Origin of the sequence: Actinomyces culturomici, assembly GCF_900499005.1 — a bacterium.
GTDB lineage: Bacteria > Actinomycetota > Actinomycetes > Actinomycetales > Actinomycetaceae > Pauljensenia > Pauljensenia culturomici.
Genome location: NZ_LS991317.1, coordinates 21,638 through 38,111, shown reverse-complemented (window position 1 = coordinate 38,111; position 16,474 = coordinate 21,638). Strand labels below are relative to the sequence as shown.

The window sequence follows — 16,474 nt, the reverse complement described above, 5'->3', positions numbered from 1 at the left end:
GGCCGTACGGCCCCATGCCTCGACCGCGCCCGAACCTGCAGAAACGCACACAGTTTTTTCGGGGGTGCTGGGGGCGCCGGCCCGTGACCTGCGCATTCACTGATTCCTGTAAAACTCCGGGCGTCGGAGACGGCGAAACTGTGTGCGTTCTTGCAGGTCGCCGAAAGAGAGGGCCGGAATCGTCTCGTCCGGTCTCAGTTCCTCCGCGTCTCGACGACCCGGCCCGCCTCGAGGCGGACGAGGACGTCGCACTGGGCCGCCTCCTGCTGGTAGTGCGTCGTCACGAGGACGCCCGTGCCCGCGCTCGACGCCCGCCGGATCCGCTTCCACAGGCGCGCCCGACCCAGCGAGTCCATGCCGGACGTCGGCTCGTCGAGGACGAGCAGCTCGGGCGAGTGGCTGAGCGCGCAGTCGACCGCGAGCGTTCGCCGCGCCCCGAGCGGGAGGTCGCCGACGGGAGCGCGGCCGGCGTCGAGCCGGATCCTCTCCTCCGCGGGCACCCCGAACACGTCCTGCGTGAAATCGAGGTTCTCCTGCGTCGCGAGCGTCGGGTAGAGGCCGAGCGCCTGCGACACGTATCCGAGGCGGGCGCGCGACCGGCGCGAGGGGCGCGCCCCGAAGAGCGCGATCTCGCCGGTATCGGGAGCGTCGACGCCGAGGATCAGACGGATGAGCGTCGACTTGCCCGCGCCGTTTCCGCCGACGAGCCCGACGACCTCGCCCGGTCGCACGTCGAGATCGACGCCGTCGAGCGCGCGGAAGTCCCCGAAGGTCTTGACGATCTCGCGGCATGCGATGAGCGCCTCGGGCTCGGCGCGGTGCTTCGGGCGTACGAGGGCGGGGCCGGTGCCCGGGGAGGGGAGCGACCGAGCGGCCTCCCCGGAAGGGACGTCCGGCGTCCTCGAGTCGAGGAGGAACTCGATCGTCGCGAGTTCGAGATCCGGGGTGGCGGGGGCGGCCTCGCCGATCTCGAGGGAGTCGGGCGCGGTGAGGTTGACGGCGCCGGCGGGGGCGGACCAGAGGGAGCCGGGCGCGAGGGCGACGACCTCGGCGGGCTCGCCCTGGGCGAGGATCCGGCCCCCGTCGAGGAGGGGGGCCCGGTCGGCGGCCTCGGCCTCGTCGAGGTAGGTCGTCGCGACGAGGACGGTCGCGCCCTCGTCGGCGGCGCCGCGGATGAGGCGCCCGAGGATCTCGCGCGAGTCCGGGTCGACGCCGGTCGTCGGCTCGTCGAGGAGGAGCAGGGCGGGCCGATGGAGCATCGCCATCGCCGCGCCGAGCTTCTGACGCATGCCGCCCGACAGGCGCGCGCCGATCCGCTTGCGGGCGCGGTCGAGGTCGGCGAGGCCGATGAGCTCGTCGATGCGGGCGCTCGTCTCGGGGCCGCGAAGGCCCTGCGCGTCGGCGACGAAGCGGAGGTTCTCCTCGACCGAGAGGTTCGGCCAGACGCCGGAGGTCGCGGGCTGGAAGCCGACATCGCGCGGGGTGAGGCCCTCGATGCCGAGGAGGGCGCGGCCCCGCCGGTGGGCGAGGGTCGAGAGCAGGGTCGTCTTCCCCGCGCCGTCGCCGCCGACGAGGGCGGTGAAGGTTCCCGGCTCGAAGGAGGCGGTGAAGCCGCGGAGCGCGGGCTCGCCGCCGACGTCGAGGGAGACGTCGCGCAGATCGATGCGGATCCCGGTCGCCTCGCTCATCGGGTCGCACCGCCCGAACGGAGGCTGATCGCCATGCGGGCCGTGGCGGCGCCGAAGATGAGGACCGCGAATCCGCAGAGGATGAGGAACGGGACGGCGACCTGGGAGAGGGTCGCGGCCTTGAGGAAGATCCCGATCGCCGCCTTGAAGAACCACGTGAGCGGGAGGCAGTAGCCGATCCATCGGACGCCGGGCGCCATCGAGTCGAGGGGGAAGATGAAGCCGGACAGGAGGATCTGCGGCATCATCACCATCATTGCGAGCTGGATCGCCTGGCCGGTCGTCTCCGAGACGGTCGAGATGAGGATCCCGAAGCCGAGGACGACGAAGACGAAGACGAAGGCGACGAGGGCGAAGAGCCACCACTGCCCGCGGAACGGCACGTGGAACATCGCGATGCCGAGCCCGGTGATGATCCCCGCGTCGAGGAGCGCGAGGATGAGGTAGGGGACGATCTTCCCGAGGATGATCGACGCCGGGGAGAGGGGCATGACGGCGAGCTGCTCGAGGGTGCCGGCCTCGCGCTCGCGGACCAGGCCGATCGCGGTGACGATCGTGCCGATGAAGGTGAGGATGAGGCCGATGAGGCCGGGCACCGTCACCCAGGAGGTCGTGAGGTCCGGGTTGAAGGCGATCGTGATCGCCTGGTCGGCGTCGAGGGCGTCGAGGTCGATGGCGTTCGTATCGGGGATGGCGAGCGACTGCGCGGAATCGAGGGCGTCGAGGTTCGGGAGGGAGTCGAGGCTCGACAGGTCGGGGAGATTCGCGAGCGCCTGCTGGGGCGCGACGGTGCCGGACTTCACCTGGGCGACGACCTGCTGAAGGGCGGCGAGCTTCTCCTTGAGGTCTGAGAGGGAGGCCTTCGCATCGGCGAGGTTCTCCTGGGCGGTCTCCGCCTGCGCCTTCGTGTCCTCGATCTGGGAGCGCAGGTCGGCGACGCGGGTCTTCACGTCCTCGCTCAGCACCTTCATCCACGTGCCGGAGGCGGACTGGGCCTCGAAGAGCTTCGAGCCGTCGGTCCACAGGTGGGTGCGCGAGACGAGGGGCGTCGAGTCGTCGTCGCTCGTCGCGCGGATGATCGTCGAGTAGTCGCCCTCCTTGAGGAGGGATTCGATCTGGTCGTCGGTGAGATCCTCCGTCGAGGCGGTGAGCTCGAGGTCGTCGACCGCGACCGAGTTGTCCTTGAGCTCCGCGATGACGGCGGTCGCGGCCGGTCCGACGCGAGGGCCTTCGTCGTCTGGACCGTGAAGTTCGCGGCGTAGCCGAAGATCGTGAGGAGGACGATGGGGAGTGCGACGAGGAGCGCGACGGTGCGCCGATCGCGCGCGAGTTCGCGGAACTCCTTGATGATCATGGCCTTCACGGGATCTCCTCCGAAGGGTTTCGCCAATTGACGAAATGAAGATAGCATGGGGAACGACCCGAGTCGAGGAGGAACGATGACCGAACCGTCCGGCGCGTCGAAGCGCGGACCCCGCGCCGATGCGGAGGATCTGCGCGGCGCGATCCTCGACGCCGCGCTCGAGGAGTTCGCCGAGCGGGGATTCCGCGCCGCGACGGTGCGGCGCATCGCCGAGAGGGCGGATGTCGCCCCCCGGCTCATCCACTACTACTTCGGCTCGAAGGCGGGCCTCGCGCGCGAGGCGATGACGCGGGTCTTCGAGGAGTCGCGCCTCCCGGAGATGCTCCTCAGCGCGTCGAGCGAGGGGCGCTCCGTCGGCGAGGAGTACGTCCGCGCGGTCCTCGGGATCGCCGAGGACCCCAGGAGAGGCCCCGCGCTCATCTCACTCATGCGCGCGGTCGGAGCCGATGAGGAGACGCGCGAGGTCGTCGTATCCGCGATCGGCGGGCTCATCGCCCGCGCGGGCGGCGACCTCAGGGAGGCGGGTGTCGCGGGGCTGGGTCTGCCACTCTTCGGCTCCCAGATCCTCGGTCTCGTCTTCCTCAGGAAGATCGTCGCCCTCGGCCCCATCGCCGACGCCGATCCCGATGAGCTCGCCCGGCTCGTCGGCCCGACGCTCGACCGCTACCTCGCGCTCGGGCGCGGGGAGTCCGGGGACGCCTGACTCTCCCACGACGTGCTCTTTCCGCTCCTGGAAACGATCGACGAGGACGGGGCGGAGCGCCCGCTGAAGGGGAGCGGAGATCCCCTCGACGCGCGAAGGTAATGCTCTCGACGAGGAAAGGTGATGCTCTCGGCGGGACTCGCCGAGAGCATCACGTTGGGCCGCCGAGAGCATCACGTTGGGCCGCCGAGAGCATTACCCGAGCGCCCGGCGCCCCGATCCTCACGAGTCGGGGCGCCGGGGGGCTTCACTGGTTCTGCGACTCCTGGGTGGCCGACTCGGTCGGCGCCTGCGCCCCGGCCTCGTACGTCGGGAGGACGGCGGTGGGGGCGGATCCCGCCTGCTGCGGGAAGCCGGCGGGCGCGGGAGTCGCGACGGGCGGCTGGGCGACCGATGCCTGGGCCGCCGGGGCCTGAGCGACCGCGCCCGGCTGGCCGGCCATGAGGGCGGCGCGGGTGCGGGCGTAGGTCTGCTCGTCGATCTCGCCGGACGCGAGGCGCATGTCGAGGACGGTGAGCGGATTGCGCGCGACCGGCAGGACGCGCTTGACGATCCAGACCACGAGGACGATCGCGGCGATGAGCGCCGCGGCCGCGAGGACGATCCAGGCGATCTCGGTGCCGTCGCCGCCCATCGCGACGCCGTGGCCGAAATCGACCGAATTCGACGAGTAGTCCGAGTTCGGGGGGACGTTGTCCATGAGGACTCCTTTGCTTCGGTGAACCTCCCCAGGGTGCTCGCCCTCCTTGCGCGAATGCCGAGTGCGGCCTGTGAATCGCTTATGAAAGGGGGACGAGGCCGGGGCGGTGCGCCGACGCGAGGGAGTCCGGAACCGTGGGCCGATCGGGCGTCAATCGAGGGGGAGCGTCGCCTTCTTCCGGGGCGAGCCGCCTCGGGCGATGACGTAGAACGAGACCCAGGCCATGACGACGCCGACGATCATCACGAGGATCATCGGGAGCGCGGACTCGCCGCCGCCCGAGGTCGCGAGCGGGGACGAGGTCGCCATCGCGAGCGCCTGGACGAGGCCCTGGACGGCGGAGGCCGTGCCCGCGTGCTCGCGCGCCTCGGAGAGGGCGAGGGCGCCGGCGTTGCCGAAGATGAACGCGTTCGCGCTCATGAGGACCGCGAAGCCGACGCAGGTGAGGATCAGCGGGAGCCCGAAGACGAACACCGAGAGCGCGAGGAGGACGACGCCGCTGAGCGAGACGAGCAGGCCGAAGCTGATGAGCGCGCGCGGCTCGAAGCGCCCGATGAGGCGCACGTTGACGAGGGCGAGGAGCGCGGAGAGCAGCGCGTTGCCGGCGAAGACGACGGAGAACGCGATCGGGGAAAGGCCGAGGTGCTCCTGAAGGACGTAGGACGAGTCCGAGACGTAGGCGAACATGCAGAACCCGGAGAACGCGGAGGTGAGCATGAAGCCGACGAAGGGGCGGATCCGCAGGACCTGGCCGATTCCGTGGACGAAGCGCGAGATGCCGCCGCCGTGGCGCTTCTCGGGCGGGAGCGACTCCGGCGCCCACGCCCACGCCGCCGCCGTCATGACGGCCGTGAAACCGGTGAGGAACCAGAAGACCGAGCGCCACGGCCAGTAGGTGACGATGAGGCCGCCGAGCACGGGCGCGAGCATCGGCGCGAGCCCGCCGATCGCCTGGAGGAGCGACATCGTGCGGGCGAGGACGTGGCCGTGGGCGACGTCGACGAGGATCGCGCGCGCTACCGCCGCCGCGGCGCCGCCGCCGAGGCCCTGGAGGACGCGGCCGAGGAAGAGCACCCAGATCGAGGGCGAGAACGCGCAGACGATCGATCCGAGAATCGCGAGGACGCCGCCGACGATCATCGGGACGCGGCGTCCGCGCTGGTCGGAGATCGCGCCGCCGGCGATCTGCCCGGTGCCGAAGCCGATGAAGAACGCGGTGAGCGTGAAGCCGACGAAGGTCGCCGTCGTCGCGAGGTCCTTCGTGATCTCCGGGAACGACGGCGAGTACATGTCCGTCGCGAAGGGCGGGACCGCGTTCTGAAGGGCGATCGTCAGGAGGAGCGTCGCGGTGACGGCGTCCGAGAGGATGCGGTGCTCGCGGGGATGCTCGGATTCGGGATGGGCCATGCCCTCATTGTCGGGCGGCGCCGCGCCGCTCGCCCGCCGCGGTCCGCGATGTGAGGGCGGGAGATCTTTCACGTTGCGCGATCCGTCACGATCGAGGGGGACGAGGGCGGGGCGGCGGCCCGCCCGGGTCGGCGTCGTCAGTTCCGCGCTGGGGTCCGTCGAGCTCGTCGATCGAGCGCGCGAGTTCAGCGTCCCCATCGGAGAAGCCGTGGACGATACCGTGGATGAACATCCCCACCTCCATCGCGACGGGCCCCGCGACGCCGCTGATTGTCGCGAGGATGATGTCGCTGCTGGACACGATGAAGTGTCCGAGATTCGTGTGGGCGAGGCCGAGGAGAGCGGCGATCAGCAGGCGTCCGAACACCCAGGCGTAGAGGCCCCCGACGATGAGTGGGACGACCTTCGTCGTCTTCCAGGCCGCCCGCGCCATGACGAGCGCGTAGTGATTGCCGAAGACCCAGAGGGCCCAGGCGGCGATGAAGAAGATGTTGACTATGAAGCCGCTAGCGGTGAACGACTCTCGCAGATACGCCACAGGTCCGTTCTCATTGGTGAAGGCGAGGACGAGGAGGGTCGCGCTCGACAGGACGCAGAAGATGATGAAGGGGATCCTCAACGAGTGCGGGTTGTGCAGGGCCCGTCGAACATACGCACGATCCGCCTCGTCCGGTGGAACGTACATTCTCTCGCCTCCCAAGAGCGCGCTGTCGCTCCATTAGAGGCCCGCAAGGTGAACGGGCGGTGAATGCTCCTCTCTCCCCACCGGAGTCTTGCGTGTTTGGCGGGGATATTCGGCGGGATTTCCGCCGCCAAACGTCAGGAAAGCCGCCAAACGCGTGTTGAGGGGGAGTGCCCGCGCGAGCTCGCTGCGCATTGACCTGAAAGGGCGGGGGGTGCCCCTATGTGGTGTGTCAAGCGGCTGTTGGCAGGTGTGTTGTCGGGTTGGGGTTGTAGAGGGCTCCGTCTCGGATCATGGCGTGGAGTGTGAGGATGCGTCGGTGGGCGAGGGCGATGAGGGCTTGGTTGTGGCGTTTGCCTTGGGTGATCTTGCGGTCGTAGTAGGCCCTTGAGGTGGGGTCTGAGCGTAGGGATGCGAAGGCGGACAGGAACATTGCTCGTTTGAGTCGTTTGTTGCCTGCGTGGGAAACGTATTCGCCTCGGATGGAGGATCCTGATCTGCGGGTGACTGGTGTGAGGCCTGCGTAGGAGGCCAGGTGGGCTCCGGTTTCGAAGGTGCGCCCGAGGGTCTCGGCGATGAAGACGGCGGCGGTCCTGACCCCGATGCCGGGCATGGAGGTCAGGACCTCGTAAAGAGGGTGGGCCTCCACCAGGGCCTCGACCTTCGCGGCGACGTCCGCTCTCTGGGCGTGCAGGGCTGCGAGCTGGCGCGCCAGGTGCGGGAGCACCACGCCAGCGGCGTCGGTGCCGACGACCACCACGCTCTGGGAGTCCAGGGCGTCGATGATGGCGTTCGCCCAGGTGGTGTGGCGTCTGGCGCCGTGGGCCTCGAGCTTGGCGTCCACGCTGCCTCGTCCGGCCTTGCGCAGGGCGGCGGGGGTGGGCCAGGAGGCGATGACCTCCAGGACGGCGTCGTGCTCGAGCCAGGGCCCCAGGACCTTCTCCAGGGCGGGGTGGATCTGGGTGTACAGGCCCCGGATCCGGTTAGAGATCTGGTTGACCTGACGGGCCAGGTCCAGGTCGAAGCCCGTGAGCATACCCAAGGCCGCGGCGTCCTCGTCCGAGGAGCTGATCGCTCGCAAGGTATGGGGCATGGTGCGGGCCGCCTCGGCGATGACCGCGGCGTCCCTCGCGTCGGTCTTGGCATTGCCCGGAGTCAGGTCGGCGATCCTGCGCATGGACAGGCCCGGCAGGTAGCCCACCGCCAAGCCCTCGTCCTGGGCGACAGCGACGGCCAGGGCGCCGATGGTGGCGGGCTGGTCCACCACCACCAGCACCCGCCCATGGGAGCCGAGACGGTCGTAAAGATCACGCAGGCGGGCCTCGTCGTTAGGGAGAGCCCGATCAAAGAGCTTCTTCCCGTCTCGGGTCAAGGCGGTCGCCCAGTGGTCGGACTTGCCCACGTCGATGCCGATGAACACGTCGATGTCGTCGGTGACCATGTCGTCATCCCGTCCGTCGTAGGGGTGGACGGCCAGCGCCCCTTGAGCTGGTCGCCCCGCACCCACGTTACGAAAGACCTCGACAGTCACGTCTTCGGGGCGTTCCCCTGATCAGCGGTCACCACCAGCCGCGCGGATGGTCGGTGACAACACCCCCGGATCATTGAGTAGACAGGGGCAAGACATCATGCCGACCACCGCTGGCCCAGCCGCCAACACTTCCCCGCCAGCGACCACCAACAAGGTAACGGGTAACCTCCCGGTGATTCCTATCACAATGGAGGTTTCCTCATGACGATCTCACGTTCCATCGCGCTCCTGGCGGCGTCCACGATCCTTGCGTCCACCCTGGCCGCATGCGGTTCGGGGACGGCCTCGTCCTCGTCGAGCCAGGACGTATCGACCTCGGACCCCGCGCAGTCGACGAGCTCGGCGCCCGCAGTGGAATCGAGCTCGGACTCCGGAACGACGACGGCCGCCAGCAACTCGAGTTTCGCCAACGGCGTTCTCGACACGCCGGACGCGACGATCACAATCACGCAGGTGAAGAAGATCGCCGTCGGCGAGCCCGGCAACGAGTACGGCGACGCGCCCGTCATCGCGTTCTGGTACGACGTGACGAACAAGTCGGGCAAGGACATGGACCCGTCGTCACAGTGGCTCTTCTCCATCACCGCGTACCAGGACAACAACCCGAACGCGGAGAACAAGCTGGAAGTTGGAATGCTTCCAGATCAGGCATTCCTCGATACTCAGCTGGAGAAGATCAAGCAGGGAGGGACGGTCTCGAATGCCATGGCCTACGTCCTCACCGACGAGACGACGCCCGTCGACCTCGTTGCCTCGGCGGACTTCGGGATGACGGAGATCGGACGCCAGTCCTACCCGCTGCAGTGACGGCGCGGCGGCCGCCAGTGTGTGGCGGCTTTCCGGGTGTGTGGCGGCGATAATCCCGGCGTTTTGACCCGCCAAACGTCAGGACAGCCGCCAAACGAGTGTTGAGAGGGGGCGGATGGCGGGTGGGGGGTGGGCGCGCGCAGCCGCATCGATGCAGGTGGTAGGCCCAGAGGGACTCGAACCCTCAACCCACGGATTAAAAGTCCGCTGCTCTACCATTGAGCTATAGGCCCGCGCGGTTCCCCGCGCATCGGCGATGGACCCGCCGGATCGACCGGCCGGATCAACCGAACACTCGTCATTGTAGAAGGACGGCGCCCCCATGGCCGAACCGCGCACCCCCCGACGCCCCGCGATCCTCTCGCCCGCGCTGGCCGAGTCGATCGTCGGCGACGAGGACCCTGCGGCCGCCTCCGGCATCGCCCACTCGAGCGCCTGGGCGCTCATGGGGGTCGGCGACGAGGAGTTCGACGCCGCCGCGATCGCCCGCCTCCGCGAGCTCGTGCGCGCGCAGGGCCCGGACGTCGTCGCCCACCTCTGGTCGCGCAGCCCCTAATTCACGCTGCCGGGCGCCCTCTGGCGCCTCCATCTCCTCGTCGAATGGTGCCGGCGCGACCCCGCCCTCGTCGATCGACGGTACGAGGCCGGGGCACGGGCGCCGATCGTCCCCGGCCTCGAGCACCCCCTCGAGGTACGGCCGCTCGAGTCGATCCTCGACGAGGTCGAGGCGCTGCTCCGCGGGGACCTCACGGACGACGACCTCGAGCACGTCCTCGCGCAGGCCTCGATCGCGATGCGCCTGCTCGCGGCGGGGGAGGGCGGCGACGGCTCGTGGATCACCGACCCGCGCGACCCGCTCGCCCACGCGGTGACGACGCGGGCGAGGGCGCTCCTGCGCACCGCCGAGGAGCTCGACCTCGCGGCCCGCGAGGCCGCGGTCGGAGGGCTCGAGTAGGCGCCGAGTTCGCGCGCCCGGGGCGAAGAGTGGGCGGAGTCCCGTCGCTGCTCCCCCTCGATGGGCTGCCCCACCCTCGAGAATCCCCTCGAGTCGGCGCCCCGCCGCGCCCTCGTCGATCGCGAACCCGGTGGCGACGGACCGCGGCCGGGAACCGTGCGAAGAATTCGCCGAGGTGACACCATTAGCGGGTACGCGCGCGGCGCCCCCGCGCGCCTGAGGACCCCGCCCCCTGGGACCCCGTTCACGACCGGAAAGGGACCCCGCATGTCCGACCGTCAGCAGTTCTCCGCCCCCGACGCCTCCTGGCCCGGCCCCGCGCCGGAGATCCCCGAGGAGGCGTACGCCGACGCGCCCGAAGCCGCCGCCGTCGAAGGGGCGCGCGCCGACGAGATGTTCGTCCGCGCCGACGACGCCGCGCTCGTCGGCGTCGAGCACGAGGACTCCGAGTACGAGGACGAGGCCGCGACCGTGCGCCCGACCGTCCCGGCGCTGCAGACCGAGGTCGACCTCTCCGCTCCGCTCGGCGAGGACGAGCCCCTCCCGAAGGGCCGCTTCGCGGACCGCGAGATCTCGTGGATGGCCTTCAACCAGCGCGTCCTCGAGCAGTCCGAGGACGTCGAGCTGCCGCTCCTCGAGCGCGCGTGGTTCTCCGCGATCTTCTCCTCGAACCTCGACGAGTTCTACATGGTCCGCGTCGCCGGCCTCAAGCGCCGCATCGCCGCCGGCATCGCCCGGAAGACCGCGTCCGGCCTCGAGCCGCGCCAGGTCCTCGAGGGGATCCAGGCGCGCACACGCGAACTCACCGCCCGCCAGGCCGAGGACTTCCAGACGGAGATCCTCCCGGCGCTCGACGCCTCCGGCATCCACCTGCGGCGATGGGACGACCTCGACGATCGGGCGCGCACCGAACTCACCCGGTACTTCCGCCGCCAGATCTTCCCGGTCCTCACGCCCCTCGCCGTCGACCCCTCGCACCCCTTCCCCTACATCTCGGGCCTCTCCCTCAACCTCGCGGTCGTCGTCCGCAACCCCCTGTCGGGCAAGCTCCACTTCGCGCGCGTCAAGGTCCCCCAGTCGCTCCCGCGCCTCATCAACGTCGACACCGCGGGCCGTGGCGGTGCGCCCGAGGACTACGTCGCCTCAGAATCCGGCGCCACCTTCATCACCCTCGAGGACGTCGTCCGCGCCCACCTCGAGCACCTCTTCCCCGGGGTCGAGATCGTCGAGGCCCACGGCTTCCGCGTCACCCGCAACGAGGACCTCGAGGTCGAGGAGGACGACGCGGAGAACCTCCTCACCGCGATGGAAGAGGAGCTCCTCCGCCGCAAGTTCGGACCCGTCGTCCGGCTCGAAGTCGAGGAGACCATCTCGAAGTTCGTCCTCGACTTCCTCATCGAGAAGCTCGAGATCTCCGAGGCCGACGTCATCTCCGTCCCCGCGCCGCTCGACCTCACGCTGTGCAACGAGCTCCACGACCTCGACCTCGCCGACCTCAAGTACCCGAAGTACGTGCCGGTGACCGCGGCGGGCCTCGCGGAGTTCGAGTCGGCGCGCGCCGGCGACATCTTCGCCCAGATCCGCAGCCACGACGTCCTCCTCCACCACCCCTACGACTCCTTCGCGACCTCGGTCCAGGCGTTCATCACGCAGGCGGCGCGCGACCCGCACGTCCTCGCGATGAAGCAGACCCTCTACCGGACCTCCGGCGACTCGCCGATCGTCTCGGCCCTCATCGAGGCCGCCCAGTCCGGCAAGCAGGTCGTCGCGATCGTCGAGATCAAGGCCCGTTTCGACGAAGAGGCCAACATCGGCTGGGCCCGCAAGCTCGAGCGCGCCGGCGTCCACGTCGTCTACGGCATGGTCGGCCTCAAGACCCACTGCAAGCTCTCCCTCGTCGTCCGCCAGGAGGCCGACGGGCTGCGGCGCTACTGCCATGTCGGCACCGGAAACTACCACCCGAAGACGGCGCGCGGCTACGAGGACCTCGGCCTCCTCACCTGCGACCGCGAGGTCGCCCAGGACCTCACGCGCCTCTTCAACCAGCTCTCCGGCTACGCGCCCCGCTCGACCTTCCACCGCCTCCTCGTCGCGCCGCTCTCGATCCGCGACGGCCTCATCGAGCGGATCAACGGCCAGATCGCCCGGAAGAAGGCGGGCGAGGACGCGTGGATCGGCATCAAGGTGAACTCCGCCGTCGACGAGGCCGTCATCGACGCCCTCTACCGCGCTTCGCAGGCGGGCGTCCAGGTCGACGTCCTCGTCCGCGGCATCTGCGCTCTGCGCGGGGGCGTGCCCGGTCTGTCGGAGAACATCCGCGTCCGGTCGATCCTCGGCCGCTACCTCGAGCACTCGCGGATCTACGCCTTCGGCCCGAAGGGCGAGGAGGAGGTGTGGATCGGCTCGGCCGACCTCATGCACCGCAACCTCGATCGCCGCGTCGAGGCCCTCGTCCGCATCGCCGACCCCGAGCAGATCGCCTACCTCGCCGACCTCGTCCGCCGCGGCGTCTCCCCGAAGACGGCGTCGTGGGCGATGAAGAAGAACGGCGACTGGAAGCGCCAGCAGTACGCGAAGGACGGGTCGCTCCTGCGCGACGTCCAGACCGAGCTCATGGAGGAGGCCTCCTCGAGGGTCATCGGCCGCTGACGGTCGTTGAAAGTCGTCGACGCCCGCTCGAGCGTCAAATGGGGGAGGGCCCCGGCGATGTCCGCCGGGGCCCTCCCTTTCGTCCGTCTGCTCGTCCGCTCCGTCGTCAGTTCGACGGGGAGCCCGGGTTCGCGGGGTCCTGGGGTTCGGCGGACGGAGCTGTCGGAACCTCGGTCGCCGTCGCGTCGACGGCCGAGTCGGGGCGCAGATCGGTCCGTTCGATCTCGACCGTGATCTTCGCGAGCGGCGCGCCGACGGCTCCGGCCGCGGCGAGCACGACGGCGGCCACAGGATTCGCGATCACCGCGACGGCGCCGACCGCGGCGCCGAGGTTGACGGGGATCGACGCGAGCTTGCGCCCGCGCTCGTCGCGCAGGACGATGCGGCGCACCGAACCATCCTTGACGAGCTTCTTCACGACGTCGACGAGCTCGGAGCCCGTGACCTTCAACTTCTCGGTGTACTCGCTGGCATCGGCCATCGTCGGCTCCTTCCTGTCATCGCCCTCCCAACGGGGGCGAGCGACTCCACGCTAATCGCGGCCCGCTCCTCCTTCAATCGGTGGAACCCCGGATCCGCCGTCGGCGGGGGCCGAGTCATGCTCTCGGCGGGGGCCGGGTAATGCGGCTCTTCGCGGTGGGGGGGAGTCGGGGGAGGTGGCGGCCTGGAGCCTCCCGGTGCCAGGGCACTTCTAGGCGCGTGTGACGGCTTTCCTTATGTTCCGCAGCGATACGAGGCGCAGGGATTCTGTCGCAAACGGCGCCAAACGTCGCGAAAGTCGCCGAACGCTCCGAAAGAAGCCCACGGGCGCGCGCCGAGGCGGCGATGCAGGTTGTGCGGGCCGCCGATTCCGGGCGCGGGGCGACTTGGATCGCACATTCGACGCCCCTCCCGCCCACGGGCGCGCGCCGAGACGGCGATGCAGGTCATGCGGGCCGCCGATTCCGGAGGCGGGGCGACTTGGATCGCACATTCGACGCCCCTCCCCACCCACCAACCACGCCGAGACGGCGATGCAGGTCATGCGGGCCGCCGATTCCGGAGGCCGGGCGACTTGGATCGCACATTCGACGCCCCTCCCCACCCACCAACCACGCCGAGACGGCGATGCAGGTCATGTGGGGCGTCGGCAACCTAACTGCGAAGAGTCGGTAATGCTCTCGGCGGATCGACGAGGGCGGGGCGACACGCCCCACGCAGCCGTGCGACTCGGGCGGCGAAGTCGTGAGATTCGGTGTCCACGAAGTTGTGAGTTTCGGTGTCCACGATGTGCCGAGTTCTCACATCGCCGCGTCAACGTGATGCTCTCGGCGGGAAGAAGGGGCGGCGAAGTCATGCATCGTCGGCTGCGAGGTCACGCGCCCGCATCCCCTCGACGGAGCAAGGTGATGCTCTCGGCGCGCGAAAGTAATGCTCTCGGTGGGGAGAGGGGACGGCGCGTTCGCCGCGCGACCGGTACCCTTGAGGGGTGCCCCGTCTCATCCGCCCAGCTCCCATCCCCTCGCGCCTCGTCCGCGCGGCGGGGGCCCTGGTCTGGCGATTCACGGATCCCGATCGCGTCGCCGTCCCCGGCGAGCCGATCGATCCGAAGGGCATCGAAGTCCTCGTCGTCCACCGCCCCCGCTACCGGGACTGGTCGTGGCCGAAGGGCAAGGCCGAGGCGAACGAGCCGATCGTCGCCGCCGCCGTCCGCGAAGTGGAAGAGGAGACCGGCGTCGCCGTCGTCCTCGGCGCGCCCCTGACGACGCAGCGCTACCGCCTCGGCTCCGGCCAGACGAAGGAGGTCCGCTACTGGGTCGGGACCCCGACGCCCGCGGACCCACAGGCCCCCGGCGCCGCCGCCGAGCGCTCGCGCCGCCCCGTCCTCCCCGCCCCCCAGTCCGAGATCGACCAGAAGCGCTGGCTCTCGCCCGATCGCGCCGACCAGATGCTCACGCGCCGCGGCGACCGCCGGCTCCTCTCCGAGGTCGTCGGACGCGCTCGTTCGGGCACCCTCGTCACCTCGACGATCTCACTGGTCCGCCATGCGAAGGCCGTCTCCCGCTCGACGTGGACCGGCGGCGAGGAGACGCGCCCCCTCACCCGGATCGGCGCGCGCCAGGCGATCGACGTCATCGACCTCCTCTCGGCCTTCGGAGTCGAGGAGGCCCTCACCTCCCCCTGGACCCGCTGCCGCGAGACCCTCGCCCCCTGGGCGGGCATCGGCGGCGGATCGGTGACCGACCGCCCCGAACTCACCGAATGGGCCGTCGAACAGGACCCCGCGGCCGCCGCCCGACTCATCGCCGACCTCGTCGAGCGCCCCGCCCCGCCCCTCGCGGTGTGCGTCCACCGGCCGACGATCCCGGCCCTCCTCGAGCCGCTGCGGGCCGTCGCGCCCTCGTCGCTCTCGCGCTCCTTCCCCCAGCAGTCCCCGTGGCTGGGAACCGCCGAACTCCTCATCGCGCACGTCGCGAGGGGCGAGGGCGGCGTATCGCTCCTCTCCCTCGAGCGCCACGGGACGCGGACGAAGGACGTCCTCGGCGTCTGATCGGACGCCTTCGGCCGCGGTCGCGCCGGCGCGCCGCCCCGACCTCGTCGATCCGGCGACCGGAGGAGAGGGGCGGCGGTGAACTTTCCGGAAAGTTGTTATCGGGTCGAAACAATGTCGTTGACCTGCGCGAATAGGCGGAATCTGTGGTTTCGGTGAGCGGAATCACGTACCTGTTCACCGTCCGTTCACCATCGGCGGGGAAGGCCGTCACCTGAGATCCCTAGTTTCAGCGGCAGCCGGGGTCGTTCCGGCCACGATGATTCGCCGCCGATACGGGCGGCAGAACGGAAGAAACCCATCATGTCGACCCGCCTCGTCCGCTTCGGCGCCCTCGCCGGCGCCGCCGCCCTCATGACCACCCTCGCCGCGTGCGGCTCCAACGGCTCCTCCGACTCCACCGAGTCCTCCGCCGCGATGTCGAGCTCGACCGAGTCGTCCTCCTCCGCCGAGGCCCTCTCCGGCAACCTCGCCGGCGCCGGCGCCTCCTCGCAGGAGGCCGCCATGGAGGCCTGGAAGGCCGGCTTCTCCGCCGTCCAGCCCGACGTCGCCGTCTCCTACGACGCGGTCGGCTCCGGCGCGGGCATCACTCAGTTCAACGACGGCCAGGTCCTCTGGGCCGGCTCCGACGCCCCGCTCGAGGGCGACGAGATGACGGCCGCCGAGGCCCGCTGCGGCGCCCCCGCCTGGGACCTCCCGGTCTACATCTCCCCGGTCGCCGTCATCTTCAACCTCGACGGCATCTCCTCGCTCAACCTCACCGCCTCGACGATCGCGAAGATCTTCTCCGGCGCGATCACCAACTGGAACGACGCGGAGATCGCCGCGTCCAACCCGGGCGTCACCCTCCCCGACCTCGCGATCACGCCCGTCCACCGCTCCGACAAGTCCGGCACGACCGAGAACTTCACCGACTACCTCCACGAGGCCGCCGGTGACGTCTGGACCTACGACGCAGGCAAGGAATGGCCGATCGAGGGCGGCGAGTCCGGCGACAAGACCGCCGGCGTCGTCCAGGCCGTCACCGACGGCAAGGGCGCGATCGGCTACGCCGACGCCTCCCAGGCGGGCTCGCTCGGCACCGCGGCCCTCGCCGCCGCCGACGGCACCTTCGTCTCCTTCTCCAACGAGACCGCCGCGGCCGCCGCCGACAACGCGACCGCCGTCGAGGGGCGCGAGGCGAACGACATCGCCCTCAAGGTCAACCGCGTCCCCGAGACGAACAACGCCTACCCGCTCGTCCTCGTCTCCTACTCGATCGTCTGCTCGACCTACGCCGACGCCAACGAGGCCGCCCTCGTCAAGGCCTTCGTCGGCTACCAGGTCTCGCAGGAGGGCCAGCAGATGGCCGCCGACAACGCCGGCTCGGCCCCGCTCTCGGCCGACATGACCGCCAAGGTCCAGGCCGCGCTCGACGCGATCAAGTGATCCCCCGGTCCCGCCGGGCCGCAGGGCCCGG

12 protein-coding genes, 1 tRNA gene and 1 pseudogene are annotated in these 16,474 nt (G+C 70.1%); 6 read left to right on the top strand and 8 right to left on the bottom strand.

What is annotated here, in order from left to right:
* Nucleotides 1–194: 194 nt before the first annotated feature.
* Both DY157_RS07210 and DY157_RS07205 read right to left on the bottom strand, forming a co-directional pair.
* The gene (locus tag DY157_RS07210) at nt 195–1,688 is read right to left on the bottom strand and encodes an ATP-binding cassette domain-containing protein (protein WP_115728003.1); all 1,494 of its coding nucleotides are present in this window, start codon (nt 1,686–1,688) and stop codon (nt 195–197) included.
* A complete protein-coding gene (locus tag DY157_RS07205; protein WP_115728437.1) occupies nt 1,685–2,884 on the bottom strand; it encodes an ABC transporter permease in 1,200 nt (399 codons plus the stop codon). Before DY157_RS07205 ends, DY157_RS07210 begins: the two co-directional genes overlap by 4 nt.
* Before the next feature lie 243 nt (nt 2,885–3,127).
* Here DY157_RS07205 and DY157_RS07195 point away from each other — a divergent pair, with 243 nt between their 5' ends.
* On the top strand, nt 3,128–3,754 hold the full coding sequence (locus tag DY157_RS07195) for a TetR/AcrR family transcriptional regulator (RefSeq protein ID WP_160159478.1): 627 nt from the start codon (nt 3,128–3,130) through the stop codon (nt 3,752–3,754).
* 247 nt (nt 3,755–4,001) lie between these two features.
* Here DY157_RS07195 and DY157_RS07190 read toward each other — a convergent pair whose 3' ends face one another.
* From DY157_RS07190 to DY157_RS07175, 4 genes are all read right to left on the bottom strand, one after another.
* Nucleotides 4,002–4,454, bottom strand: coding sequence for a hypothetical protein (locus DY157_RS07190; RefSeq protein WP_115728001.1), 453 nt, complete (start codon nt 4,452–4,454; stop codon nt 4,002–4,004).
* 150 nt (nt 4,455–4,604) lie between these two features.
* Entirely contained in the window at nt 4,605–5,861 is a 1,257-nt protein-coding gene (locus DY157_RS07185; RefSeq protein WP_115728000.1) for a multidrug effflux MFS transporter, read from the bottom strand.
* An 85-nt stretch (nt 5,862–5,946) separates the two neighbouring features.
* Entirely contained in the window at nt 5,947–6,546 is a 600-nt protein-coding gene (locus tag DY157_RS07180; protein WP_160159477.1) for a hypothetical protein, read from the bottom strand.
* Between the two features lie 229 nt (nt 6,547–6,775).
* The gene (locus DY157_RS07175; protein WP_115726802.1) at nt 6,776–7,984 is read right to left on the bottom strand and encodes an IS110 family RNA-guided transposase; all 1,209 of its coding nucleotides are present in this window, start codon (nt 7,982–7,984) and stop codon (nt 6,776–6,778) included.
* A gap of 291 nt (nt 7,985–8,275) precedes the next feature.
* On the opposite strand from DY157_RS07175, the gene DY157_RS07170 reads away from it, so the two are divergent.
* A complete protein-coding gene (locus tag DY157_RS07170; protein WP_115727998.1) occupies nt 8,276–8,881 on the top strand; it encodes a DUF5067 domain-containing protein in 606 nt (201 codons plus the stop codon).
* 158 nt (nt 8,882–9,039) lie between these two features.
* On the opposite strand, the gene DY157_RS07165 is transcribed toward DY157_RS07170, so the two are convergent.
* Nucleotides 9,040–9,114 (bottom strand) — tRNA-Lys (locus DY157_RS07165).
* 89 nt (nt 9,115–9,203) lie between these two features.
* Between DY157_RS07165 and DY157_RS07160 the strand changes: the two are divergent.
* Together DY157_RS07160 and DY157_RS07155 are read left to right on the top strand one after the other, a co-directional pair.
* Nucleotides 9,204–9,836 (top strand): annotated as a pseudogene (locus DY157_RS07160) (hypothetical protein).
* 267 nt (nt 9,837–10,103) lie between these two features.
* A complete protein-coding gene (locus DY157_RS07155; protein ID WP_115727997.1) occupies nt 10,104–12,485 on the top strand; it encodes an RNA degradosome polyphosphate kinase in 2,382 nt (793 codons plus the stop codon).
* A 106-nt stretch (nt 12,486–12,591) separates the two neighbouring features.
* Here the strand turns inward: DY157_RS07155 and DY157_RS07150 are convergent, their stop codons facing one another.
* Nucleotides 12,592–12,966, bottom strand: coding sequence for a DUF4342 domain-containing protein (locus DY157_RS07150; protein WP_115727996.1), 375 nt, complete (start codon nt 12,964–12,966; stop codon nt 12,592–12,594).
* A 987-nt stretch (nt 12,967–13,953) separates the two neighbouring features.
* Here DY157_RS07150 and DY157_RS07145 point away from each other — a divergent pair.
* Entirely contained in the window at nt 13,954–15,015 is a 1,062-nt protein-coding gene (locus DY157_RS07145; protein ID WP_235827122.1) for an NUDIX hydrolase, read from the top strand.
* 303 nt (nt 15,016–15,318) lie between these two features.
* On the top strand, nt 15,319–16,443 hold the full coding sequence (gene pstS, locus DY157_RS07140; protein WP_115727995.1) for a phosphate ABC transporter substrate-binding protein PstS: 1,125 nt from the start codon (nt 15,319–15,321) through the stop codon (nt 16,441–16,443).
* Nucleotides 16,444–16,474: the final 31 nt, after the last annotated feature.